This window comes from Streptomyces sp. NPDC033131 (assembly GCF_055578365.1).
Window position 1 is genome coordinate 56,513 of sequence record NZ_JBVIPA010000027.1, and the last position, 23,905, is coordinate 80,417.

At 71.9% G+C, this 23,905-nt stretch carries 20 protein-coding genes and 1 pseudogene; 9 read left to right on the top strand and 12 right to left on the bottom strand.

Annotated features, from left to right (window positions below):
• Positions 1–40: 40 nt before the first annotated feature.
• The 4 genes from ACZ5XS_RS29590 to ACZ5XS_RS29605 all read right to left on the bottom strand — a co-directional run bounded on the left by ACZ5XS_RS29590 (position 41) and on the right by ACZ5XS_RS29605 (position 5,774).
• Complete coding sequence (locus tag ACZ5XS_RS29590) at positions 41–1,447, bottom strand: extracellular solute-binding protein (protein ID WP_468656513.1); 1,407 nt, start codon at positions 1,445–1,447, stop codon at positions 41–43.
• A 26-nt stretch (positions 1,448–1,473) separates the two neighbouring features.
• The gene (locus ACZ5XS_RS29595; protein ID WP_468656381.1) at positions 1,474–4,101 is read right to left on the bottom strand and encodes a vWA domain-containing protein; all 2,628 of its coding nucleotides are present in this window, start codon (positions 4,099–4,101) and stop codon (positions 1,474–1,476) included.
• A gap of 4 nt (positions 4,102–4,105) precedes the next feature.
• Complete coding sequence (locus ACZ5XS_RS29600; RefSeq protein ID WP_468656383.1) at positions 4,106–4,450, bottom strand: effector-associated constant component EACC1; 345 nt, start codon at positions 4,448–4,450, stop codon at positions 4,106–4,108.
• A gap of 76 nt (positions 4,451–4,526) precedes the next feature.
• On the bottom strand, positions 4,527–5,774 hold the full coding sequence (locus ACZ5XS_RS29605) for a hypothetical protein (RefSeq protein ID WP_468656385.1): 1,248 nt from the start codon (positions 5,772–5,774) through the stop codon (positions 4,527–4,529).
• A gap of 177 nt (positions 5,775–5,951) precedes the next feature.
• On the opposite strand from ACZ5XS_RS29605, the gene ACZ5XS_RS29610 reads away from it, so the two are divergent.
• Positions 5,952–6,434, top strand: coding sequence for a hypothetical protein (locus tag ACZ5XS_RS29610; protein WP_468656387.1), 483 nt, complete (start codon positions 5,952–5,954; stop codon positions 6,432–6,434).
• Positions 6,435–6,547: 113 nt separating this feature from the next.
• The gene (locus ACZ5XS_RS29615) at positions 6,548–7,459 is read left to right on the top strand and encodes a hypothetical protein (RefSeq protein ID WP_468656389.1); all 912 of its coding nucleotides are present in this window, start codon (positions 6,548–6,550) and stop codon (positions 7,457–7,459) included.
• On the opposite strand, the gene ACZ5XS_RS29620 is transcribed toward ACZ5XS_RS29615, so the two are convergent.
• Positions 7,359–8,705, bottom strand: coding sequence for an aminotransferase-like domain-containing protein (locus ACZ5XS_RS29620; RefSeq protein ID WP_468656391.1), 1,347 nt, complete (start codon positions 8,703–8,705; stop codon positions 7,359–7,361). The genes ACZ5XS_RS29615 and ACZ5XS_RS29620 overlap by 101 nt on opposite strands.
• A gap of 86 nt (positions 8,706–8,791) precedes the next feature.
• Here ACZ5XS_RS29620 and ACZ5XS_RS29625 point away from each other — a divergent pair, with 86 nt between their 5' ends.
• Together ACZ5XS_RS29625 and ACZ5XS_RS29630 are read left to right on the top strand one after the other, a co-directional pair.
• A complete protein-coding gene (locus tag ACZ5XS_RS29625) occupies positions 8,792–9,586 on the top strand; it encodes an alpha/beta fold hydrolase (RefSeq protein WP_468656393.1) in 795 nt (264 codons plus the stop codon).
• A 10-nt stretch (positions 9,587–9,596) separates the two neighbouring features.
• The gene (locus ACZ5XS_RS29630) at positions 9,597–10,562 is read left to right on the top strand and encodes an endonuclease/exonuclease/phosphatase family protein (protein WP_468656395.1); all 966 of its coding nucleotides are present in this window, start codon (positions 9,597–9,599) and stop codon (positions 10,560–10,562) included.
• 21 nt (positions 10,563–10,583) lie between these two features.
• Here ACZ5XS_RS29630 and ACZ5XS_RS29635 read toward each other — a convergent pair whose 3' ends face one another.
• A complete protein-coding gene (locus ACZ5XS_RS29635; protein WP_468656397.1) occupies positions 10,584–12,653 on the bottom strand; it encodes a PhoX family protein in 2,070 nt (689 codons plus the stop codon).
• Between the two features lie 282 nt (positions 12,654–12,935).
• Here ACZ5XS_RS29635 and ACZ5XS_RS29640 point away from each other — a divergent pair, with 282 nt between their 5' ends.
• From ACZ5XS_RS29640 to ACZ5XS_RS29650, 3 genes are all read left to right on the top strand, one after another.
• The gene (locus ACZ5XS_RS29640; protein WP_468656399.1) at positions 12,936–14,645 is read left to right on the top strand and encodes a VWA domain-containing protein; all 1,710 of its coding nucleotides are present in this window, start codon (positions 12,936–12,938) and stop codon (positions 14,643–14,645) included.
• A 102-nt stretch (positions 14,646–14,747) separates the two neighbouring features.
• Complete coding sequence (gene metG, locus ACZ5XS_RS29645; protein WP_468656401.1) at positions 14,748–16,364, top strand: methionine--tRNA ligase; 1,617 nt, start codon at positions 14,748–14,750, stop codon at positions 16,362–16,364.
• Between the two features lie 114 nt (positions 16,365–16,478).
• On the top strand, positions 16,479–16,955 hold the full coding sequence (locus tag ACZ5XS_RS29650) for a hypothetical protein (protein ID WP_468656515.1): 477 nt from the start codon (positions 16,479–16,481) through the stop codon (positions 16,953–16,955).
• 97 nt (positions 16,956–17,052) lie between these two features.
• Here the strand turns inward: ACZ5XS_RS29650 and ACZ5XS_RS29655 are convergent, their stop codons facing one another.
• On the bottom strand, positions 17,053–18,396 hold the full coding sequence (locus tag ACZ5XS_RS29655; RefSeq protein WP_468656403.1) for a pectate lyase family protein: 1,344 nt from the start codon (positions 18,394–18,396) through the stop codon (positions 17,053–17,055).
• Positions 18,397–18,599: 203 nt separating this feature from the next.
• On the opposite strand from ACZ5XS_RS29655, the gene ACZ5XS_RS29660 reads away from it, so the two are divergent.
• The gene (locus tag ACZ5XS_RS29660) at positions 18,600–18,965 is read left to right on the top strand and encodes a PH domain-containing protein (protein ID WP_468656405.1); all 366 of its coding nucleotides are present in this window, start codon (positions 18,600–18,602) and stop codon (positions 18,963–18,965) included.
• Positions 18,966–19,017: 52 nt separating this feature from the next.
• Here the strand turns inward: ACZ5XS_RS29660 and ACZ5XS_RS29665 are convergent, their stop codons facing one another.
• Together ACZ5XS_RS29665 and ACZ5XS_RS29670 are read right to left on the bottom strand one after the other, a co-directional pair.
• Positions 19,018–19,227 carry a DUF397 domain-containing protein gene (locus ACZ5XS_RS29665; protein ID WP_468656407.1) on the bottom strand — a complete coding sequence of 70 codons (210 nt, stop codon included), beginning with the start codon at positions 19,225–19,227 and terminating at the stop codon, positions 19,018–19,020.
• Positions 19,224–20,099 carry a helix-turn-helix domain-containing protein gene (locus ACZ5XS_RS29670; protein WP_468656409.1) on the bottom strand — a complete coding sequence of 292 codons (876 nt, stop codon included), beginning with the start codon at positions 20,097–20,099 and terminating at the stop codon, positions 19,224–19,226. Before ACZ5XS_RS29670 ends, ACZ5XS_RS29665 begins: the two co-directional genes overlap by 4 nt.
• Positions 20,100–20,610: 511 nt before the next feature.
• Here ACZ5XS_RS29670 and ACZ5XS_RS29675 point away from each other — a divergent pair.
• Positions 20,611–21,522, top strand: a complete 912-nt coding sequence (locus tag ACZ5XS_RS29675) for a helix-turn-helix domain-containing protein (RefSeq protein ID WP_468656411.1) — start codon at positions 20,611–20,613, stop codon at positions 21,520–21,522.
• 563 nt (positions 21,523–22,085) lie between these two features.
• Here the strand turns inward: ACZ5XS_RS29675 and ACZ5XS_RS29680 are convergent.
• The 3 genes and pseudogenes from ACZ5XS_RS29680 to ACZ5XS_RS29690 all read right to left on the bottom strand — a co-directional run.
• A pseudogene (locus ACZ5XS_RS29680) lies at positions 22,086–23,303 on the bottom strand (carbohydrate-binding domain-containing protein); the annotation flags it as partial.
• Positions 23,269–23,421 (bottom strand): hypothetical protein, encoded by a 153-nt coding sequence (locus ACZ5XS_RS29685; protein ID WP_468656413.1) that lies wholly within the window; start codon positions 23,419–23,421, stop codon positions 23,269–23,271. The pseudogene ACZ5XS_RS29680 and the gene ACZ5XS_RS29685, both read right to left, overlap by 35 nt.
• Positions 23,397–23,882 (bottom strand): DUF4956 domain-containing protein, encoded by a 486-nt coding sequence (locus ACZ5XS_RS29690; RefSeq protein ID WP_468656415.1) that lies wholly within the window; start codon positions 23,880–23,882, stop codon positions 23,397–23,399. The genes ACZ5XS_RS29685 and ACZ5XS_RS29690 overlap by 25 nt, the downstream gene beginning before the upstream one ends.
• Positions 23,883–23,905 lie beyond the last annotated feature (23 nt).

Consider the following 23,905-nt stretch of genomic DNA (forward strand, 5'->3'; position numbering starts at 1 on the left):
GAACTCCCGCACATCCGCCGAGCGGCCTCGCGGGGTGTCCCTAGTCCGGCAGCGCCTTCCGCAGGGCCTCGTCCAGTCGCTCGGCCAGTTGCGCGTCGGTCGGCGGGCGGTCGCCGAACAGGGCGCCGAGCTGGGCGGTGAAGGTCTGGGTGAACGCGCCGTACAGCGGGGTGCGCGGCCGCTGTACGGCGGCTCGGAGCGCCGGGAGGAGAATGCGGCGGGCGTAGGCGGGGCGGCCGTCGGCCCTGTCGCGGGGCATGCGGTCGGCGCGCTCACCGGTGGGGGAGGCCGAGGGGGCCGCGGCGGCCAGGGTGCACTTCACCGAGTCGTCGTCGTACGCCGATGTCCGCGTCGCCGCGAACCCCGCGTCCAGCAGACAGCGTTCGCTCTCCTTGCCGGTGAGGAAGCCGATCAGCTGGGCCGCCTTGGCCGCCCGTTGGGACGCCGTGGTCACCGCGAGGTTCTGGCCGCCGAGCACCGCCCGGCCGGGCAGCGGGGCCACACCGAGCCGGCCGGGGGTGAAGGACTGGTGCAGCGTGCGGTAGGCGTAGGGCCAGTGGCGCAGGAACGTGGTGCGGCCCGCGGCGAAGTCCGCGAGGGAGGCGGCCTCGTCGGAGTGGACGGCGTCCGGGAGGGTGTACGGCGGACCGGTGCGCTGCCGGAGTTCGGCGATGCCCTCGGTCAACTGCTCGGCGGAGGCGACGTACCGGCCGTCCTCGTCGATGAGGGCGAGATCCGGCGTCGCGGAAGCGAACGCCTCCAGGGCGTTGACCGTACGGCCCTCGTAGGGGGCGAGCTGGGTGGTCCAGCCCTGCTCGTAGCCCTTGGGCGGCTGGTTCTCCAGTGACTGGACGGTCTCCTGGAGCCAGGCCCGGTCGACGCCCGCGCTCAGGTCGGTCCTCTGGACGCCCGCCTGGTGAAGGTGGTCGCGCCGGTAGTAGAGCAGACCGACGTCGCTGTTGAACGGCACCGAGTACACCTTGCCGTCCCAGCGGGCCGTGTCCGCCACCGACGTGATGACGTCACCGTCCAGCACGCCGTCGGGCAGCCGGCGCACGAGGCCGGCCGCGGCGAACTCCGGTACCCAGGTCACGTCGAGGTTGACGACGTCGTAGGCGGCGCTGCCCGACTGGAGGGCGCCGAGGAGCTGACTGCGCTGTTCGTCCGCGCTGCCCGGCAGTTCCACCAGCCGGGCGCGGTAGCCGGTGCCGGCCTTCTCCTGCTGCCGGTTCCAGGCGTCGATGAGCTGCTGGCGGATGCCGTTCTTGCCGGTGACGTCCCGGCCGCTGGCGACGACGATGTCCCCCGGCCGGTCGGCGGCGGGCGTCGTGGAACCACCCGCACCACCACCGGTGCACGCCGCGACCAGGAGCAGGACCAGCAGAACCGCCAGCCGCCGGCCGGCGTGGCGCGGGGCCGTCCCGCGTCCGGTGCCGCCGGGCCACATCTCCGGTTCGCTGCCTCGCCCCGTCATCAGTCCGCCCCCAGTCCGGTGCGTGCGACCTCGTCGGTCAGGCCCGCGCCGAGGTCCTCGTCGGTGTCCAGGCAGCGGCCGCCGCTCGCGGCGGAGATGCGGGCGGCCGGCCGGTTCGGGTCGCAGCCGCCGGTTTCCAGGGACACCATGGCCACCGGCACCTTCGCCGCCCGCGCCCGCGCCAGTACCTCGTCGAGGTTCGCGCCGGTGAGCCGGTCGTCGTCCTCGCTGTCGGTGATGTGGACGAGGAGGCGGGGGCGTTCGTCCGGGCCTAGGCCGCCCAGGTCGTCGAGCGCGGCGAGCAGGGCGCGGTGCGGGTCGGCCTGGGCGTCCCTCACGCGGGCCGCGTCGACGGCGCGTTCCGCCTCCCTGCGGGTGTGGCGGCCGAAGGGGAGCACGGTCTCGTACGAGCGCTCGGCCCCGGACGTCCCGGACACCGCCCACACGCCGTACTCGTCCTTGCCGCCGAGCCCGCCCAGGGACTGCTTGAGCAGTCCGGGCCCACCGCTGGGGCCCTCCCACAGGGAAGCCATCGAACCGGAGCTGTCCAGCAGGAACAGGACCTGGCCGGGGCCGTGCGCGGCGCGGTACTTGGTGAGCGTCTTCTCCGTCTCGACGCGTCCGGCGGTCTCGGTGAGCGGCGACGGCACCGGCACCATCCCGTCGGGGACCGGGCTGTCGGCGTCCAGCAGAAGGTGCTCGCCGCGCGCGGAACGGAAGCCGTCCCGGCCGAAGGCGGCCTGCCCGTCCGACCCGGCGAGCCAGGTACGGAAGCTCTCGGCCGCCTCGTCACGCGCCTCCTCGTCCCGGTCGGCGTCCTGCCAGCGGACCCGCACGAAAGTGGGCTCCAGCCCCGGCACGTCACCGGGATAGTGGGCGGACCGGGGCGTCCGGGTCGCCCGGTCGCAGCCGACGCCGCTGCGCAGCAGGAACTCGGGGACGAGGGCGGCGGTGCGGTTGTCCACGGCGTTGTCGTCGGGCAGCGTGCACAGCAGGCCGGCGGCCGTGGGAGAGGGCGGCCCCTGCTGGGCGACCTTCAGTTCCGCCCCGGCCGGGTCGGCTCCGCCCGCGTACAGGCCGATGGTGGCGAGCAGCGCGGAGGTCGCGAACTCCGGGTCGGGCCGGCGCACTTCGGCATCAGCGTCGCGTTCGCGCAGGGCGGTGATCATCAGGGCCAGCGAGGGTTCGACGCGGTCGTCCAGGTCGGCGGCGAGGTCCCGCGGGGCGGCGAGCACGACCGGGGAGTACGCCAGCGGCTCCTCGTCGAAGTCCAGGCGGGCCACGGCGTCGGTGTCCTGGGCGGCCGTGGCGCGGGCGGCGTCGGCGGCGGTGGCGGGGATCCAGACGTCCGGCTGCGGGCCGACGTCCCGCTGCGGGTTGGTGTCCTCGTCCCGGGGCTCCTGCCAGGCGTCCGACTGTCCGGCCAGCGCGGTGACCACGTCGGCGGATCCCGCGCTGTACACCGTGATGCCGCTGCGCCGGCAGCCGTCGCCGGCGGTGTTCTCGTCCGACTGCAGATAGGCCTCCGCCGCCGCGGCCACCGTCGGTTCGAGGTCGGGGTCGGTCAGGACGCGCAGTTCGAGGGGCGGCGCGCAGGAGGGGTGGCCGGCGGTGAGGGTGACGATGCCGTACGAGCCGAGCCCCAGGGCGGCGAGGACGAGAGTGAGGACGAGCAGGACGCGGGTGGCGGGGCGGCGGGTGGCGGGCGGACGCCGGAAGGCGTGGGCGAGGGCCGCGGTGCCGGTGCGGAGACGGGCGAGGAGGAGGGCCGCGGCGGTACGCAGGCGGGAGGGGCCCGGTTTCCCTTCGGGGGGCCGCTCGGACGGGCTGTGCCCCTCTCCCGGCGGCCACGGCCCCGATCCGCCGATCGGCCGCCGGACGGGCTGAGCCGGCCGTGCGGACAGCAGGACGTCCTCACCCGGCTCCGTCCTGCTCTGCGGTTCCCACGCCTCGCCGCGCACCGTCTTGTACCCGGCCGCCGCCATCCGGTCCCGCAGCCGGTCCGCGACCTCCTGGAAGCCCAGCTCACCGTTCTCCTCGAGGAGCTGCACCAGCTCCTCGGTGAACGGCGTGGGTGTCGAGGGGTCCCCCGCGTCGATGCGGTGATTGGCCTGCACGCTCATCAGGAGCAGCACGCGCCGCTTGTCGCGGAAGGTCTCCCAGATCCACGCGGCGTTGCCCGCGAAGCAGCAGTCGAGGACCACCACGATCCGCTCGGCCGGACCGGCGGCCAGCATGGTCAGGGCCGTGCTGACCGTCTCCGAGCCGGGGAAGACCGCGTGCCCGCCCGCGACCACACTCGCGTTGCGCATCTGCAGGAACAGCTCGTCGCCCGCGCTGGGGATGGCGCCGTGCCCCGAGAAGTACAGCAACAGCAGGCCCTGCGCCTCTTCGGCGGTCCTGCGCAGGGCGTGGTCGAAGTCGTCCCGGGACGGCGAGCGGGCCACGGTGATCTCGTGCTCGCCGAAGACCCGGCCCCGTAACAGTGTGTCCCGGAGCCGGTTCAGGTTGTGCTTGACGGCGGGGAGGTCGCCGGGCACGCCGTGCGGCGGCTCCGTGAGGTCGTACTCGGAGACCCCCACCAGCAGCGCCCGGTTCACCCGTCCACGCGGGTCGAAGCGGGTCACCGGCCTACCTGTCGTCGAGGCCCACGGTGTCGACACGACCCTCGGGCGGATCGCCGTCCTCGACCTCTCTCCGGTTGGCCCGCCATGCCTCCACGGCCTGCTTGACCTGCGTCAGCAGCTCCTTGAAGACGGTGGCCGCGCCCGCCCCGATGACGGCGACGACGATGTCCATCCCGACGCCCATCGGGGCACCCGGCTCGTCGGTGCGGCGCTGCTCGTGAATCTGCAGCCGGCCGGCCCGCACCAGTTCGTCGAGTGGTTTCTCCCGCTCCAGCCACTTGCGCAGAGCGCCGACGTCGCTCTCGCTCGCGGTCCCGTCCAGCCGAACCCGTATGCCTTGGTTGGCCACTCCATCCCCCTCAGCCATAACTCAGCATCATGGCACCGCTCGGGGAGTCAGGGGAGGGGTTCGGAGCACCGCGTGTTCACGAGCCGAGCGTCTGCAACTGCCGCAGCTGCCGCCGGATGTGGTCCAGGGCGCCCTCCCGGCGCCCCGGCACCCGGGCCCGCAGGTCGGCCAGCGCGGCCCCCAGTTCACGAGCCGCCGCCGGATCGCCGATCTGCCCCCACTGGTGGTGCGCCCGGTCCACGGCCGACTCCACGGCGGGCGCGTCCACCGCCTGCCCGGCACCCAGCCGAGCGGACGCCACCGCCAGCCAGGTACGGCAGCTGCGGGCCGGATCGCCCGCGAACATCGCCAGATCGGCCCGGACCTCCGCCCAGTGCAGGGCCTGCTCCGAGGCACGGCCGTGAGACCGTACGGCGGCCTGCTCGTGCTCGGCGGCGAGTGCGTCGGCGGCGTCGTGACGGCCGTCCTGGACGGCGGTGGTGATGGCGGCGTGCGGATCATCCTCGTCGTCGACGCCGTGCCGGGCGGCCTCGCTCTCCGTGCGCGGCCGGACGATCTCCCGACGCCGGTCCGCACCGGCCTGCCCGTCCGGCGCGTGCGGCCGGGACGGTTCGGGCTGCTGCGGGGTCCGGGGGGCGAAGCCGGCCGGAGCGGGCACGGCCCCGCCCGGTACGGCCACGCCGGGCACCCCCGACCCGGGCACACCGAGGACCAGGTCCCCGTACGCCTCGCTCCCCAGCCGGGCCAGCGCCTGCTCGTGCAACTGCTCCATCGGCGGACGCCACCCGCTCCGCAGGATCGTCGCGACGGCCTTCATGTACGCCGGCGCGGCCACCGTCCGCCGAGACGACGGCGGCGGCGCGACACGTCCGTACACCGCGGTACTGCGCCCGCAGTCCAGTGGGTGGGCGCGCAGCCACTGCCAGCTCTCCGCGTCGGCGTGCAGGTCCAGCAGCAGGGTCGTCGTCCCGGGCGTGCGCAGGCGCAGTTCCTCACGGATCCAGTGCCAGGGGAGGCCGGTGTAGCGGACGGTGGCGGTGGTGGTGCGGGCCAGTGCGAGGTGCGGCAGGTGCTGGCGGCGGTCGAGCAGGAGCTGGCCGGTGACGAAGACGGTGAGCGGGCCGGGGGCCGTCGCGGCGGCGCGCAGCCGGGTGAGGACGGCCTGGGGTTCCAGCGGGTCGGCGAGCTCGACGACGTTGGCGGTCTCGGCGCCGGACAGCACGGCGGGCGGCACGGCCGCGAGCACGGGGAGCACGGACGCCGCGTCCACCAGACAGCCCTTGCCCACCGGCGATGCGGCCAGCAGCAGCACGGTTCCCGGCATCGGTCCCTCCCCGTCCCCCGTCGATCACGTACGGCAGCACCGTAACCGCTGCGGCTGCAAAGGTGGGTCCCAGGCCTGCAAACGAGCCTGCCCGCGCGGGGCGGAAGCCGCCGACTTGCCAGGGCCTGTCCCCAGGTGTGCTCTGGAAGGCGGGGGCGAGGAGAGAGGAGTGCTCTCATGGCTCACGCGGCACCCAGGCCCGGCAGACTGCGCGGCACACGCCGTCCGGCCCGCCCGGCCCGGCGGAGCATGACCCGGCCGAAGCGCACGCCCGACCTGTTCAGCGAGCGCGTCCACGCGGTGGCGAGGTACGCGGTGCCCGTCGTGCTCGGCCTCGTCTACGGCTACTGGGCCGCGGCCAACCGCCGCGAGGGCGGGCCCATCACCGGCTGGAACATCCTGTTCGGCTTCGTCACCGCGATCGCGTTCATCGTGCTGTGCCTCGCCGTGGCGACGTTCGCCCCGCGGCTGAAGCGGGAGCTGCACTCGATCACCAAGTCCGCCTTCGCGGGCGCGGCCATCGGCTTCCTGTACAGCCAGTCCGACGCGAGCGTGCTCAGGTCCACGGCCCTGGGACTGGTGGTCGGGGCGGGCATCTTCGGCGTGTTCTTCTACCGCTACTACACACGTGAGGACGCGGCGGGAAACCGCATCCGCTGAGCCTCTGCCGGGCACCCGCCACCTGGGCGGCCCGGCGCCCGTTCGGTGTGCGCGTGCGTCCGTATGGAGTCGCGCCGCTCGCGGTCCCGGCCGGGCCCGTCTTGCCTGGAAGGGTGCCCTCACGACTCCGGAACGCCCTGTCGGCCGTACTGATCGCCCTGGCCTGTCTGCTCGTGCCGTTCGGCGCGTCGGCGGCCTGGGTGGCGTACGGGCTCGCCGACACCGGCCGGTACGTCACCACGATGGCGCCGCTGGCCGCCGATGCGGACGTGCGCGACGCGATCGCGGACACCGTCGGGGCCGAGATCGTGAACGCGGCCGACGTCGGCGGTCCGATGCGCCTCTTCGTGCGGGACGCGGTGCGCTCGTTCACCCGGACCGAGGCGTTCCGCACGGTGTGGGACGCGGGCAACCGGGCCGTGCACGAAGCGGTGCTGAGCGCGCTGCGGGATGGCGGCGATGGCGGCGAGGGCGGCGTGACGGTGGACCTCGCACCGGTCGCCGCCGAGGTCAGGAACCGGCTGAGCGAGGACCACGTGCCGTTGGCGCACCGCATCCCGGTCCGGCACACCGAGGTCTCCGTCCTCCCGGCCGAGGATCTGTCCCGGCTCCGGAAGGGGTTCCACGTGCTCGACGTCGCCGGATTCTGGCTGCCCGTGACGGCGGCCGTGCTCGCGGCCGCCGGGATCGCCGTGGCGGCCTGTCGCCGCCGCGCGGTCACCGCGACCGCCCTCGGCACCGCCCTGGGCGGCGCCCTGCTCGGCCTCGCGGTCGCCGTCGGCCGCCGTCTCACCCTCGCCGACCTGCCCGATCCCGCCCACCGGCCGGCCGCCGGCGCGATCTACGACGCCCTCACGGCCACCCTGCGCACGGTCTCCTGGCTGCTGGCCGCCGCCGGACTGGCGGTGGCGCTGGCCTGCCTGCTCAGCGGCCGGTACGGGCATCTGCTGCGCCGGCGATCTCGGCAAGCGTCCGCAGTGCCCGCCGCAGATCCGGCACGGCGGCCGACGCGAGCCCGAGCCTGACCGCGTCCGGCGTCCGGCTCGGGTCGACGGCGAAGGCGGGCCCGGGCGTGACGGCGACACCGCGCGCGGCGGCCGCGGCCGTGAAGGTGTCCGCGCGCCACCGGGCGGGCAGCTCCCACCAGGCGTGATAGGCACGCGGATCCGACCGTACGGCGAACCCCCGCAGTTCCTCCTCCAGGATCCGCTGCCTGCGCCCCGCGTCCGCCCGCTTCGCCGCGACCAGGTGCGCCACCGTCCCGTCCCCGATCCACCGCACACCGGCCTCCAGCGCGAACCGCCCCGCACTCCACCCGCCGGACCGCACGGCGGCGGCCACGGTCTCCACCCGATGCGGCGGTACGACGAGAAAGCCGACGGTGAGTCCGGGCGCCACGCGCTTGGACAGGCCGTCGACGACGTGGGTGAGGGCGGGGGCGTAGGCGGCCAGCGGTGTGACGAGGTCGTCGGCGAGGAAGGACCAGATGCGGTCCTCGACGACCGGGATGTCCAAGTCGGTCGCGGCGGCGGCCAGTCGGCCCTTGCGCTGCTCGCTCATCGTCACGGACGTCGGATTGTGCAGGGCCGGCTGGACGTAGAGGGCGGACAGGGGTGCCGTGCGGTGGGCGGCGGCGACGGACTCCGGGAGCGGGCCGTCCTCGTCCGTGGCGAGCGGCACCAGCGTGATGCCCAGCCGGGCCGCGATCTCCTTGACCACGGGATACGTCAGATTCTCGACGCCGACCCGGCCGCCGGGCCGGACGAGGGAGGCGAGGACGGCGGCGATCGCCTGCCGGGCGTTGCCGGTGAAGAGGAGCTGCCCGGGGGCCGGGCGCCAGCCGGGGGCGGCGAGCAGACCGGCGGCCGCTTCCCGGGCGGCGCGGGTGCCGGTGGCGGCGGCCGGGCGAAGGGCCTCCGCCAGGACGTCGGGGCGCAGGAGAGGCGCGAGGGCGGGGGCGAGGAGTTCGGACTGGCCCGGTGCGGACGGGTAGTTGAGCTCCAGGTTGACGGGCGCGGCGGCTTCGGCCGGCTCGGTGAGCGCGCGGCCCGTCGCCGCGACCGGCGCCGCCCGGACGAACGTTCCGCGTCCCACCTCCCCCACCACCAGCCCGCGCCGCACGAGTTCGCCGTACACCCGCCCGGCCGTCGACCCGGCTATCCGGCGCCGCCGTGCGAACACCCGCTGCGGGGGCAGCCGTTCACCGGGCTTGAGGCGTCCGGCGGCGATGTCGTCGGCCAGGCGGTCGGCGAGGCGCCGGTAGTCGTCCACAGAGTCCCCACCCCGTCAGGATCGGATTGCACCGAGAGCAAAGATCTTATTGCACCGACGAGTTGGGGCGATCTAGGGTCGGTCACATGACCTCTTTCCCGGAGTTCCTCGCATACGAGGACAAAGGGGCCGATACCTCTGCGGTCCCCCTTGTCCTGGTCCACGGCCACCCCTTCGACCGCACCATGTGGGCCCCGCAGATCGCCGGGTTCTCCGCCACGCGCCGGGTGATCGCCCCCGACCTGCGGGGCTACGGCGACTCCCGGCAGGCCCCCGGCGTCACCCGGTTCGCCCAGTTCGCGCAGGACATCGAGGCGCTCCTCGACGAGCTGAAGGTGGAGACCTTCGTCCTGGCCGGCCTGTCGATGGGCGGCCAGATCGCGATGGACGGCTACCGGCGGTTCGGGGAGCGCGTCCGGGGCCTGGTCCTCGCGGACACCTTCCCGGCGGCCGAGACCCCCCAGGGCGTGCGCACCCGCAACGCCATGGCGGACCGGCTGCTGCGGGAGGGGCTGCGGGGGTACGCCGACGAGGTGCTGGAGAAGATGGTGGCGCCGTACGCCTCACCCGAGGTGAAGGCCCACGTCCACCGCATGATGACGTCCGCGCCCGCCCAGGGTGCCGCCGCCGCCCTCCGCGCCCGCGCCGCACGCCCCGACTACCGCGAGCTGCTGACCCGCGTCACCGTCCCCGCGCTGGTGGTGGTGGGCGCCGACGACACGTACACGCCGGTTGCCGACGCCGAGGCCATGCACGCGGCCCTCCCCGACTCGACACTGCGGGTGATCGAGAGGGCGGCCCACCTGCCGAACCTGGAGCGCCCGCAGGAGTTCAACGGGGCGCTCGGGGAGTTCCTGGCGCGGGTGGACCGGCGCTCGTAGTCTCGGGACGGTGACCCGACAGCGCTTCCGCCGGCCCGGCATCTGGTGCGCCGCGCCGCTGTTCGCCGGGGTGAGCGTCGTCGTGGGGTGCCGGGTCGCCGACACCGACGGGATCACCCCCGTCCCCCAGCTCCTGGCCTTCCTGCCGTGGTTGCTCGCACCCGCCGCGCTGGGGCTGGGGATCGCCCTGCTGGCCCGGTGGTGGACCGGGGTGGTGTGGGCGGTCCTCGTCATCGGACTGCTGGCCTGGTTCATGGAGCCGTACGGGAAGAGCAGCGAGCCCGGCGGTGCGGCCGTCGCCTCCCTGCGGGTGCTGACCTCGAACGTCGAGTTCGGGCAGGCCACCGACTCCCTCGTCGCCACCGTCCGCAGGGAGCGGCCGGACCTCGTCTTCATACAGGAGTGCGAGTACACGTGTGACGCGGCGCTGAAGCAGGCCCTCGGCGCCGACTACCCGCACCGACAGGCCGTCGAGGGCGGCGGATCGGCGGGGTCGGTCCTCCTCAGCCGCTTCCCCCTCGAGGCCGCCGAAGGCATCCCCGGCACGATGGGCATGCCGGGTGCCGTCGCCGACGTGCGCGGACGGGCCGTACGGCTCCAGCTCGCGCACCCGATGCCCCCGCTGCCCGGCCAGGTCGACGTCTGGCGGCGCGAGCTGGGTGCCCTGCGCGACTTCGCCGCCGGCCGGGCGAAGTCGCCGACCATTCTGGCCGGCGACTTCAACGCCTCCCAGGACCACGCCGCCTTCCGCCGCATCCTCGACACCGGCCTGCGCGACGCGGCCCGCCTGACCGGCGCCGACCGCACGCCCACCTGGCCCGCCCGCACGGCCCGGACCACTCCGGCGCTGGGCGCCCAGATCGACCACGTGCTGGTCTCCGCCGACTTCGCCGCCCGCGAGACCCGCTTCCTCGACCTCGCCGGCACGGATCACCGCGCGCTGCTGGTCGAGATCACGCTGCACCAGCGCGGATGACGACCGCGCCGGTCTTTGTGCTCAGACGCCGATGTCGTCGCCGTCGGCGCGCCACACCGCCACGACCGACGGGCGGACGATCTTGCCGGGGCCGTCCGGCCAGGTGCTGGCCGGCTTCTCCACGGACGCGCCGTTGATCTCGCCCGGGTGCTGCACCGCGACGAGCACCCGCCGGTCCTGGATGACCGGACCGCAGGTCTCGGCACCGATCGGCATGGTCAGGAACTGCTTGAGCTCACCGCGCCGCTCGCCCTTCGTGGCGACGCCGAAGAGGCCGTCGTGGAAGCCGAGCTGGGCGCCGTCGGTGGAGATCCACAGGTTGCCGTACGAGTCGAAGGCCACGTTGTCCGGGCAGGAGATCGGGCTGACGTCGTCCTTGGGGAATCCCGCGAAGTAGGTGGCGGGGTCCTCCGGGTCACCGGCGACGAGGAAGAGCGTCCAGGCGAACTTCTTGCTGTCGGCCCGGTTCCAGCGCTCGGTGAGCTCCAGGACGTGCCCGTGCTTGTTGGCGTTGCGCGGGTTGGCCTCGTCGGCCGGGGCGTTCGTGCCGACACCGCGGTTGCTGTTGTTGGTGAGGGCGACGTACACCTTGCCGGTGTGCGGGTTCGGCTCGATGTCCTCGGGCCGGTCCATCTTGGTCGCGCCGACCTTGTCCCCGGCGAGCCGGGTGAAGACGAACACCTCGTCGGCGGTCATCCCGTCCACGTGCGAGACGGCACCCTTGGCGGTCGCGGTGGCCAGCGGGATCCACTCGCCGCTGCCGTCGAACTCACCGTCGCCCGGCAGCTTCCCCGTCCCGTCGATCTCGATGGCGGGGGAGTCACCGGTGAGCTTGGCGACGTAGAGCGTGCCCTCGTCGAGGAGGCTCAGGTTGTGCTCGCGCACGGCCCGCGACGAGCCCTTCTTCATCCGCTTGCTGCCGACGAACTTGTAGAAGTAGTCGAACCGCTCGTCGTCACCGGTGTAGACGACCGGCCGGCCGTCGTCCGTGAGCCGCACGGTCGCGCCCTCGTGCTTGAAGCGGCCGAGGGCGGTGTGCTTGCGGGGCGTGGAGTGCGGGTCGTACGGGTCGAGCTCGACGACGTACCCGAAACGGTGCACCTCGTTCGGCTCCTGGGCCACGTCGAACCGCTTGTCGAACCGCTCCCACTTGCGCTCGGAGGCCGCGGTGCCGATGCCGTACCGCTTGTCCGTCGCCCGGCTCGCGTTGGCGAAGTACTGGTTGAAGTTCTCCTCGCCGTGCAGCGTGGTGCCCCAGGGGGTGGTTCCACCCGCGCAGTTGTTGAGGGTGCCCAGGACCTTGGTGCCGGTCGGGTCGGCGGAGGTCTTCAGCAGGTCGGACCCGGCGGCGGGCCCGGTGACCCGGAACTCGGTGGTGGCGGTGACGCGCCGGTTGAGGGGGTGCCGGGAGACGGCGGTCAGCTTCCCGCTCCTGCGGTCGCCCTCCACGACGACGGCGGACAGCCCGTGCGCCGCCCAGGCGATCTCGACCTGCTCACGGGTCGGGTTGGCGGCGTCGTAGCCGCGGAACATGAGCACCTCGTCGGTGTACTCGTGGTTGGCGACGAGGAGTTGCCTGTTCCGCTCGCCCGGCAGCGGGAGGAGGGAGAGGAAGTCGTTGTTGTACCCGAACTGACCGGCCTGGGCGGCGGCGGTCTGCTTCTCCGGGTCGAAGGCCGGAGCCCCGCGCAGGATGGGCTCACCCCAGCGGATCACGACATTCTGCCGATAACCATCCGGAATGGTCACCACGTCGGCGGTGTTGGGCGCGACGGCGGCGAACCGAAGACCACGGGCGGCCCTGCCGCGACCGGGTTTGCCCGCAATGGCTCCCTCTGCACCGCTTTCGGCCGCGGCGACCGGCGAGGTGAGCCCCGCCCCCGCCGCACCGGCCACGGTCACGACGGCCGCGGCCCGCATGATCGACCGCCGGCTGAGCGCACCGGCGATGACATCACCGACGTACGGGTTGGCGGACGTGTTCGGCACCTCGTGGAAACAGGCGTCACCACACCGGAACCGGCAGGTGAGGGCGGAGCGCCCCCCGGGGTGCTCGTTCGAAGTCCTGATCAACGGCAACTGCATACGCACTTTGCTCTCCCCTTGCTTCCCCTTGGTTCCGGTGTGACGGACGCTATGGGCACGTCTGTGCGGGAGCGGGGCGTGCCGGTGAACCGAGGGTGAACCCGAGGTGGCTGTCAGGCAGTTGGCCTCGACGGGCAGGCGCGCGGGTCAAGGCTTGATATGCCCTCTTGACGTCTCCCGGGTCGCGCGACCCGCCCCTGCCCAAGATCGCCTTCCGGGGCCGCTAACCTTACGTGTCCGTCCTGGCCAGGGATTGACGGGCTACAACTCATGCGAAGGGTTGCGCACATGGGCATTCTCACTCTCCTGCGGAACGCGTTCGGCCGGTCACGCAAGGGGCACACCACCGCCCCTTCGCAGGAAACCGAGGTTGCCTCGCAGGAGGCCGCGCCGACGGTACCGGCCCCTGCAACGGAGCCGACCCCGGACCCGCAGCCGACGGCGACGGTCCCGGAACCGCGCGCGTCGACGCCGTCCACACCGCCCACCGAGTCCCCTTTGTCCGCAAAGGACGAGCACGACTTGGTCGCGGCGGCCTTCGACAAGGTGGCCGTACCGAAGCCGGCGGAACCGGCGGAACCGGCGCTCCCGGCTGTGACCGCGGCGGAGCCGGCGAAGACGCCGGTGGCGGAGGAACCGACGCCGGAGCCGGTGGTGGAGACGCCGGTCGCGGAGGTCACTCCCGAGCCCGAGCCGGTCGCGGCCGAGGAGCCGGAGCCGGTCGCGGCCACGGAGGTCACGCCGGAGCCGGAGCCGGCGGCCGAGCCGGCGGCGGCCGAGGAGCCGGTCGCGGTCACGGAGGTCACGCCGGAGCCGGAGCCGACTGCCGAGCCGGTGGCGGCCGAGGAGCCCGAGCCGGTGGCGGCCGAGGAGCCGGAGCCGGTCGCGGCCACGGAGGTTGCTCCCGAGCCCGAACCCGCCGCCGAACCGGTCGCGGAAATCGCTCCCGAGCCCGAGCCTGAGCCGGTCGTCGAGCCGGAGCCGGAGCCGGTCGCGGAGCCGACCGCCGAGGTGACGCCCGAACCCGCGCCCGAGCCGGTTGTGGAGGCCGCCCCGGAGCCGGAGCCCGCCGCCGAACCGGTGGCGGCCGAGGAGCCGGAGCCGGTCGCGGAAGTGGCTCCCGAGCCCGTGGCGGAGGTCAGCCCCGAGCCGGAGCCCGAACCCGCCGCCGAACCGGTCGCCGCCGAGGAGCCGGAGCCGGTCGCGGAGGAGCCCCCGGCCCCCGAGCCGGTCTCCACCCCCGAGCCGCTGGCCGCCGACGGCGAGGACGCCCCACAGGGGCCACCCGCGGTCGACGACGAAAGCAGCACGGGTGGTGCGGGTGGGAACACCGAAGGCGAAGCCGAGGCCGAGGCCGAGGCCACCGTCCCCGCCACCCTCCGAACCGCCTACGAGGCCGCCGACACCACCCTCAAGGACAGGAACCTCACCGGCACCCGTGCCAAGGTCTACCTCGTCCTCGACCGCTCCGCGTCCATGCGCCCGTACTACAAGGACGGCTCCGCCCAGGCCCTCGGCGAGCAGACCCTCGCCCTCGCGGCCCACCTCGACCCCGAGGCCAAGGTCCACGTGGTCTTCTTCTCCACGGAACTGGACGGCACCGGCGAGCTGACCCTCACCGACCACGACAACAAGATCGACGAGCTGCACGCCGGCCTCGGCCGCATGGGCCGTACCAGCTACCACGCCGCGGTAGAGGCAGTCGTCACCCACCACGCGCGGGAAGCGGCCCCCGGCACCCCCGCCCTCGTCGTCTTCCAGACGGACGGCGCCCCCGACGCCAAGACCCCGGCCACCCAGTCCCTCACGGACGCCGCGAAGAGCCACCCCACCGTCTTCTTCTCCTTCGTCGCCTTCGGTGAGCAGGACAACAAGGCCTTCGACTACCTCCGCAAGCTGAAGACGGGCAACACGTCCTTCTTCCACGCGGGCCCGACCCCCCGCGAGCTCACGGACGCCGAGCTCTACGAGGGCGTACTGGCCACCTGGCGCCCGTAACCCCCGCAGCGCCCGCTGCCCCGTCGGGGGGTGGACCGATCTCCGGTCCACCCCCCGAAACGCATGTGAGTCGACCTTCGCGAGACCAGTAGGATTTCGGGCATGGCGGCCACTGGATCCGAGAAGCAGGGGGCGAAGGCGTACTACGTCTCGACCCCCATTTACTACGTCAACGACGCTCCTCACCTGGGCCACGCCTACACGACCGTCGCAGGGGACGTGCTCACGCGCTGGCACCGTCAGCGCGGCGAGAAGGTGTGGTACCTCACCGGCACGGACGAGCACGGTCAGAAGATCATGCGCACCGCGGACGCGAACGGGGTGACCCCGCAGGAGTGGTGCGACAAGCTCGTGGAGGAGGCCTGGAAGCCCCTCTGGGAGCACCTGGAGATCGAGAACGACGACTTCATCCGCACCACGCAGAAGCGGCACACCGACCGCGTCCAGGAGTTCGTCCAGGACCTGTACGACAAGGGCGAGATCTACAAGGGCGGCTACGAGGGCCCGTACTGCGTCGGCTGCGAGGAGTACAAGCTCCCGGGCGAGCTGCTCGACGGCGAGGGTGACTTCGCGGGTCAGAAGCTGTGCCCGATCCACAAGAAGCCGGTGGAGATCCTCAGCGAGGAGAACTACTTCTTCAAGCTGAGCGAGTACGGCGACAAGCTCCTCGCCCACTACGAGGCGAACCCCGGCTTCATCCAGCCGGAGTCCGCGCGCAACGAGGTCGTGAACTTCGTCCGCCAGGGCCTGCAGGACCTGTCGATCTCCCGCTCGACCTTCGACTGGGGCATCCCGATCCCGTGGGACCAGAAGCACGTGATCTACGTGTGGGTCGACGCGCTGCTGAACTACGCCACGGCGGTCGGTTACAACGAGAACCAGCAGAAGTTCGAGGAGACCTTCCCGGCCGACGTCCACCTGGTCGGCAAGGACATCCTCCGCTTCCACGCGGTGATCTGGCCCGCGATGCTGATGGCGCAGGGCCTCCCGCTGCCCGGCAAGATCGCCGCCAACGGCTGGCTGATGGTCGGCGGCGAGAAGATGAGCAAGTCCAACCTGACGGGCATCAAGCCGCAGGACCTGACCTCGCACTTCGGCGTGGACGCGTACCGCTGGTACTTCCTGCGCGCGATCGCCTTCGGCCAGGACGGCTCCTTCTCCTGGGAGGACTTCTCGGCCCGCTACACCAGCGAGCTGGCCAACGACTACGGCAACCTCGCCTCCCGCGTCGCGGCCATGGTCGGCAAGTACTTCGGCGGCGCCCTGCCCGAGGCGACGGCGTCCGGCGAGGCCGAGAAGGCGGTCCAGGACGGCCTGGCGAAGGCGGTGGCGGAAGCCGACCGGAAGATCGGCGAGGAGCTGGACTTCCAGGGCGGCATCCTGGCCGTCTTCGACTTCGTCAAGCAGGTCAACGGCTACATCACGGAGCAGGAGCCGTGGAAGGTCGCCAAGGACACCTCTGACGAGGGCAAGGCCCGCCTGGCAACGATCCTCTACACGGCCGCGGAGTCCCTCCGCGCGTCCGCGGTCCTCCTGAACCCGGTCATGCCGGACACCTCCCAGAAGCTCTGGGACTCGCTCGGCGCCGGCACCTCCCTCGGCGCCCTCGCGGACCAGAAGGTCCAGGAGGCCGGCGAGTGGGGCAGGCTCCCGGCCGGCACGACGGTCACCAAGGGTGCGGTCCTCTTCCCGCGCCTGGAGGAGAAGCCGACGGCGTGACGCGCGCGCTCATCAGCGCGGGGCCCGGGAAGCACACCGCTTCCCGGGCCCTCGTCCGTACCCCTACCCCCTGCCGGAATGTCCCCGACCACCCGTATGGTTTCCGCCATGGCAATGGCAGTACCCGAGGTCATTCCGATCGCCTACGCGCCCAGGCGTCACACCGAGTCCATCGGCCGGTACGCGGACGGCCAGTTCCTGGCGTCGATCACGTACGCCTTCCCCGAGGGCTTCCGTCCCGACGAGGGCTGGGAAGAGCACAAACGCCTCTACGTGGCACTGCACACCTTCGACGCCGACGGCCACTACCGCGACTCGGAGATCTGGTGCGCGGGCACCTGGGCGGACCAGCAGCGCGCCCCTGACGGCAACGACTCGGTCCTCGGCCGCGCCCGCATCCACCTGTCGAAACTCCTGCGCAGCCTGCCGCGCCGCTCCTACACGGACATCGCCGTCCGCCCCTTCCAGCTCACCGTCGACGGAGTCCGTTTCGGCCTGGTGATCCGCAAGGAGGAGAACGAGTCCTGGGCCGAGCTCTACCCGGACCGCCTGGAATTCGGCGAACCCTGGGACGGCCGGTACGTCACCTGACCCGCAGCCGGTGCAGGAGGGCGGCGGGGCCGCTCCGGATGAGCACGACCTGACCGCCCTCGCACCGGGTGCCGGCCCCGCCGGGCTCGGCGGTGCCCTACAGCACCCCGGCCCCCGTCGTCGTCGCCAGTGACGTCAGCAGGTTCTTCGCCGACGGCTCCAGCCCCGCCGTGAGCGACGGCGTCCAGTTCACCGTCGTCTTCAGCTTCTTGGAGTTCGCGGCGTTGTACGCGGCGACGACATCCGTCGCCGTGCCGTTGACGAGGTTTCCGCCGCCCGCGACGGAACCCGTGCCGTCGCCGCTGAGCAGCTTGGCGACCTTGCCGCCGGCCGGCACCGTCCAGTGGTTGTTCTCCGCGACGACCTGTGCCTTCGCACGGGAGTCGATGCTGTACTTCGGCGCGTAGCCGTTCAGTGTCGTCGTGTCGTAGACGTTGTTGTAGATGTGGATCTGGCCGATGCGGGCCAGCGGGGCGCGCTGGGTGATGCCCTTCCACACGTTGTGGTGGATGGAGACGCGCAGTTTGCCGACGCTGTCGGTGTCGCTGCTGCCGATCAGCATCGTCTTGTCGTGGTTGGTGAACTGGTTGCGCTCGACGGTCACCAGGTCCGAGCCGTTGGTGATGTCGAGGGCGCCGTCGTGGATCTGGTACTTCCGGCCGAAGTACGTCTTCTCCGCACTGTCGAAGAACGGCGCGTCGGTGAAGGTGTTGTGGTCGGCCCAGACGTGGGTCGCCCCGCGCAGGGTGACGGAGTCGTAGTTGGAGTTCCACTCGCCTGCCGAGCCGTCGGTCGGGTCCCACTGCGGGAAGCAGTCCTCGGTGGCGGCGAAGGTGAGGTTGCGGATGATGACGTTGTCGACGCTCTTCACCTGGAGACTGCCGCCGGTGATGCCGGCCTTGGTGCCGGGGACGCCGACGAGCGTCGTGTTGGCGGGCACCTTGAAGACGATGTTCTTCGCCTGCTTGGCCTGAGCGGCGGCGCGGGCGCTCTCCTGGGTGCCGGAGGGCAGCTTCGAGGTGCCGTACGTCGCCGGGTCGAACGCCTTCAGATAGGCCGACAGCGAGTAGCCGGTGCCCGACGCGTAGTCCGCGCAGGTCAGCTTCTTGCCCGCGGCATCGGTGTTGGCGTCGATCGTGCCCTTGACCTTGATGATCCGCGGCGTGGTGTCGGAGGCGGAACCGAGCGCCTTCACCAGCTCCGCCCGCGTGCTGACGGTGAAGGTGTGCGCGGCGTCGGCCTTGGCGCCGCCCGTCGTACCGGTGCCGGAGGACGCCCAGCCGTCCTTGGCCGCGAGCGTCTGGTGGTAGAGGTCGACGGGTGCCGCGTTCGCGTTCAGCACGAGTAAGGAGGTGCCGAGGGCGGCGGCCGCGACGGCGGCGGCGGAGACGACGAGGGTGCGACGCTTGCGGAGGGACCGACGGTGTGAGGGGGATGCCACGAGGGGAGTTCCTTACGGGTGGTGGAACGTACTGTCACCCCGTCAGTGGCCGCGGACCCCGGAAGGGTTGCCGCTCGCGATCACATTTCCCGCACCTCCACACACCGTCGCGCCCCAGAAGGTACACAATACGAAGATCACATGAAGCCGGGTCGTAACGGAACGCACCCGGGCACATGAGCCGATCGAGTGGGGGGATCCACATGGGCATGTTCGGAAACGCGCACACCGTGAACCCGAGCCAGGCGCAGCAGGACTACGCGCGCCTGCTGGGCGCCGGTGAGCAGGTGCAGGCCGCGTACCAGCTGGTGCGCGACGTCATCCTGTTCACCGACCGTCGCCTGCTCCTGGTCGACAAGCAGGGCATCACCGGAAAGAAGGTGGAGTACCACTCCATCCCGTTCCGCAGCATCACCCACTTCGCGGTGGAGACCGCCGGCACCTTCGACCTCGACGCCGAGCTGAAGATCTGGGTCTCGGGCAACTCCGTCCCGATCCAGAAGACCTTCACCAAGGGCGTCGACATCTACGAGGTACAGGCGATCCTCACGCAGTTCGTGACGCAGTAGGTATGCGGAGGGGACCTGAGAAACCAGAAGGCCGACGCCGCTGGTTGAGAGGTCAGCTCTCCGAGGCGTACGCCACGAAGCCCGCCCATGCCTCCGGCGCGAGCGCGAGCCGAGGCCCGCCCGTGTTCTTGGAGTCGCGGACGTGCACCGCGCTGGGGGCGAGGGCGATCTCGACGCAGGAGTTGCCGTCATTGCCGCTGCTGTAGCTGCTCTTGAACCACGCCAGCTCGGAGGCGTCCCCGGCATGGGCCTTGCGGATCATGTCTCTCCCAGCAGTTGTTCGACGAAGGTCAGCGACTCCCCTGGGGAGAGCGCCTGAGCCCGGATGGTGCCATACCGCAGCTCAAGGATGCGCAGCTGTTTGGGATCGGAGGTCGGCCGCCCGTTGAACGCACCATCGGAGCGGCCCACTGCCGTACCATCCGCGAATTTCAGCAGCTCGATCCTGCCGTCCATGCCGGAGTGGGTCTCGCAGTTCAACGGCATCACCTGAAGCAGAACGTTGTGCAGATTCCCCACCTCCAACAGACGTTCGAGCTGTTGTCGCCTCACCATTGTGCCTCCGAGAGGTCGCCGCAGGGCCGCCTCTTCCTGGACGAAGCTGAGCGCCGGGGCAGGGGACCGCTCGAAGATCGACGCCCGAGCCATGCGGGCGGCCACCATGCGCTCCACCTCGTCCGGCGAGTACGGGGGTTGCATGGCCTTGAACAACGACCTTGCGTGCTCAGAGGTCTGCAACAGGCCGTTGATGCCGTGGCTCTCGTAGATGCCGATCTCGACCGCCTGCGCCTCCAACTTGGCCAGTTCGCGAACCCTTTTCGGATACCGGACCTTCGCCACATCCTCCTTCATCGCCGAGAGCAACCCACCCGCCCCCAACACCTCGTCCGCCCTGTCCAGATACTCGCCCCGAGGGATCCGCTTACCGCCCTCGATCTTGTAGACGAGGTCCTCCCCGTACCCCACCGCCGCCCCGAACTCGGCGGCCCGCATCCCCACCGCCTCCCGCCGCAGCCTGAGCTGCCGCCCCACGGTCGCGACGACGGCCACTCCCCAGTCATCGTCCGGGTCGACCTCCCAACCCGGCTCGTCCGCCTCGCTCTTGAGCCGTCGTACCTCGCCGTCCACCGACATACCGCACCCCTCCGTCGTACCTCCGTGCCGCAACGCACGTACCCCTATGGCCGGTACCGACAGCCCGGACAGCAGCGGACAAGCTCCGGACGGTCACCGTACGCATCGGCGTCGTCACTGTTCACGGTAAGCACGCACGGCCACGCTCAGTGATACGAACAAGGAAAAGTCCACCCGACTCGACACCCCCGTCCCCCGTCCCCGTAAAACCGTGTGGGCCGAACTCGACCTGGCGCCGCAACCACCGAAGCCTGAGGACGTGTGTTCCGGTCGGCCTGGCGCTCTTCCCAAAGAACCACGAGAGGGAAAGAAACCCGACCAAGCCCCACCCCTCCCGCCCACGGCGCCTGCTCACTCGCGCGAGTGAACATCACCAACTCGGCTGGCTTCGGCACGGGTTGGCTGCTCTACGCTCAGCGCGACACCACACAACCGCAGACATGCGACGGCCCCCGCCGGGACTGCAATCCCATGCGAGGGCCTGACCACCGAGGAAGAAGAGAGCTTCCCGATGGATACGCAGAACCCTAGCGTGCACCCGCACGCCCAGACCCGTCCCACGGGCAAAAACCACCCCCGCCGGAACGCCCACCCGGGCGGAGTGATCCACGACAACTCCCGCCACACCAACCGCTTCACGGTGATCGGCAACCACCTCGCCCAGCACCCCGAGCTGTCCGCGCTGGCCATCGGGCTCGCCGTCCACATCCAGTCGCTCCCCACCGGCGCCCGCGCCGACATCAAGACCCTCGCCGACCGTTTCCCCGAGGGCCCGACCCGTATCGCCGCCGCCCTGCGCGAACTGGAGACCCACGGCTACCTGCGCCGCACCCGCGAGCGCACCGAGAGCGGCCGGATCGTCACCCGCACCGTCTCCTGCAACCAGCCGGGCCGACACGGGGACGCGCCCGACGACGTACCCAAACCCCCGGACAGGCCCCCGGCCCGGCGGGCGGCCGAGCAGCGGAAGAAGCCCCCACGCCGCGCCCTCCCCGCCGTACCGAAGCCCGCGTACGCCTCCCCGGCCCTCCTCCAGACGGCCATCGACGTCCTTGCGGGCCTCCGCCGCGAAGACCCCCGCCTGCTCCTCTCCGCCACAGACGCCGACCACCTCGCCCCCGGCGTCGCCGCCTGGCTGGAGCGCGATCTCACCCCCACCGCCGTACGCCACGCCCTGACCAGCGACCTCCCCGCCGAGCCCCTGTACCGCCCGGCCGCGTTCCTGGCTCACCGCCTCACGGCCCAGCTCCCGCCTCTCCCGCCGTACCGCGCCCCCGAAGCACCTCCGTCCGTCAGGCACCCCCTCCGCAACTGCGACGGCTGCGACCACGCATTCCGCGGGCCCGAACCCGGCCGCTGTCGCGACTGCCGTTCTCGCTGCACAAACGCGACGAGAACGCAGCGGACATCTTCATCGAACTGACCGCACAGGGCCTGGGCACAGGCACGGTCGCCGAACACTGGAGGAAACTCGTGACCATGGACCTCTCCTTCTTCCAGTCCCCGCTGGCGCAGGAGCTGCGCGCCGAAGGCGAAGCCCAAGCGCTCCTGCTGGTGCTGGCCGGCCGCGGTATCGACGTCTCCGACGAAGCCCGCGAACGCATCACCAACTGCACGGACCACGCCACCCTGAGCACCTGGCTCACCCGTGCCGCCACCGCCACATCCGCCGCCGAGATCTTCGAAGGCGAGTAGCCACAACACCGGCCTTCCTACCTCCGCCCGCCCCCGAACCCGCCCTTCCGGCGCCTCGCCCGCCGTCACCGTCGCGAGCTCGTCCGCCGAGCCCAGCTCGCCCTTCTCCGCCAGCCCGCCCGTGCTCGTGCCCGAGGCGGAGCCGCCGGAGTAGATCCGGTACTCCGCTCCGGACTTCACCGCGGAGGAGGAGAAGACGACGTTCTGGATCGCCTTCGAGGTGACGTACGTGGCCACCACCTTGCCGTCGGCGTCCGCCACGTGCAGCGTCGTGCCCGCATCGACCGTCGTGTCGAGGGTCGCCGAGATCCAGCCCTGCGCGGACCCGGTGTCGGGGGCGACGGCCATACCCGCGCTCCCGGTGGCCACCAGCACACCGCCGCCGACCGTGAAGCTGCCGTTGACGTCGAGCGCGCCGTTGCCGCCCTGTTCGGGGCCGTTGACGACGAGGGTGCCGCCGGTGATCTCGGCGGTGCCGTTGGAGTCGATGCCGTCGCCGTCGGCGTTGATGACCAGGGTGCCGCCGGTGACCTTCAGGGTGAAGTCCCCCGCGGACTCGCCACCGCCCCGGCCGCCGCCACCGCCCTCCTCGGTCGTCGTACCGCCGGACGCGTTCACCCCGTCGTCAAAGGAGGTGATCTCCGTCGAACCGCCGGCGACCGTGATGTCCTTGCCCTCCAGGCCCTCGTTCGACCGGGTCACCTTCACCGACCCGCCGTCGACGAGCAGATCGCCCTCGGCGTGCACCCCGTCGTCGCCGGCGGCGACGGTCACCGTGGCGCCGCCGAGACGCACGGCCGCGTCGCTGTGCACGCCGTCGGCCGAGGCGTCGACGGCGACCTTTCCGTCCTCCAGGACGGTGATGACCCCCGACTTGAGCCCGTGCGCGGAGCTGTCGTCCGCGGCCTCGCTGTGCACGTCGAGCGTCCCGCCGGTCACCACGAGGTCGGTCGCCGCGTCGACGCCGTCGCCCGCACTGCTCACCTTCACCGTGCCGCCGTCGACAGCGAGGTAACCGGCTTCCGTGTCCTCGGTGTTGTCGGCCTTGAGACCGTCGCCCTTCGCCGTGACGGTGACCTGGCCGCCGTGCACGACGAGGTAGTCCTTGCCCCGGACGCCGTCGTCGGCGGCCTCGACGGTGACCGTGCCGGAGGCGATGACCAGTCCGTCCTTGCTCGCGATGCCGTCGTTGCCGTTGCCGCGCACGGTGAGCGATCCGCCGCCCCCGACCGTCAGGTTCCCGGCGCTGAAGAGGGCCGCGTCGGCGTCGTCCTTCTCGGTGGACTCGGCGTACGAGTCGGCGTCGGAGAGGGTGTTCTCGCTGCCGTCGGCCAGGACGACCACCAGTTCCTCCGCCTCGGTCGCCGCGATCGCCGCCCCCGAGGAACTGGAGATGCCGGCGCCATCGAGGATCAACGTGACCTTCTGGTCGGGGGCGTTGACGAGACGGCGGTGCCCAGCGAGTCGATGGCGGTCATGCCCGTACGCCCAGCTCGGCAGGGGCGGCAACCGCTACCTCCGGCACCGGGACGGAGGTCACGACGTACCGGACCTCGACCTGCGTGGTGTCGTTGACGAGGTCGACGCTCTTGACCGACAGGTTCACCACCCGTCCGCCGAGCAGCACCTCGAGGTGGGTGCGCAGGGCGTCCTCGTCGGTGTGCGCGGAGCGAGACGCAGGCTGCGCGTGCGGTGCCGGGCGAACAGGCGGGGGTGGTCGCCGACGTACATCGCGCCGACGATCAGCAGGGTCAGCGCGGCGGACAGCACGGTCGCGTGCTGCGGCAGTCCGCTGAGCAGGCCGATCGCCAGGGCGGAGAAGTAGTACGCGATCTCGTGCTGGGCGATCTCGTACGACCGCAGCCGGATGATCGACAGCACCCCGAACAGGCCCATTCCCAGGCCGATCCCGACCGACGCGGAACTCAGCGTCATCGCCACGGACAGGACGCCGACATTGACTCCGAGGAACGCGGCGACGAGGTCCCGGCGGTGGTGACGCGGAAAGAAGACGCCGAAGGTGAGCACCGAGACGGCGACGAGGTCACAGGCGACCAAAACCAGTTGGTTCAGGGCCGTTGAGGTCATGGAACGACCGTCGGCCAGGATTC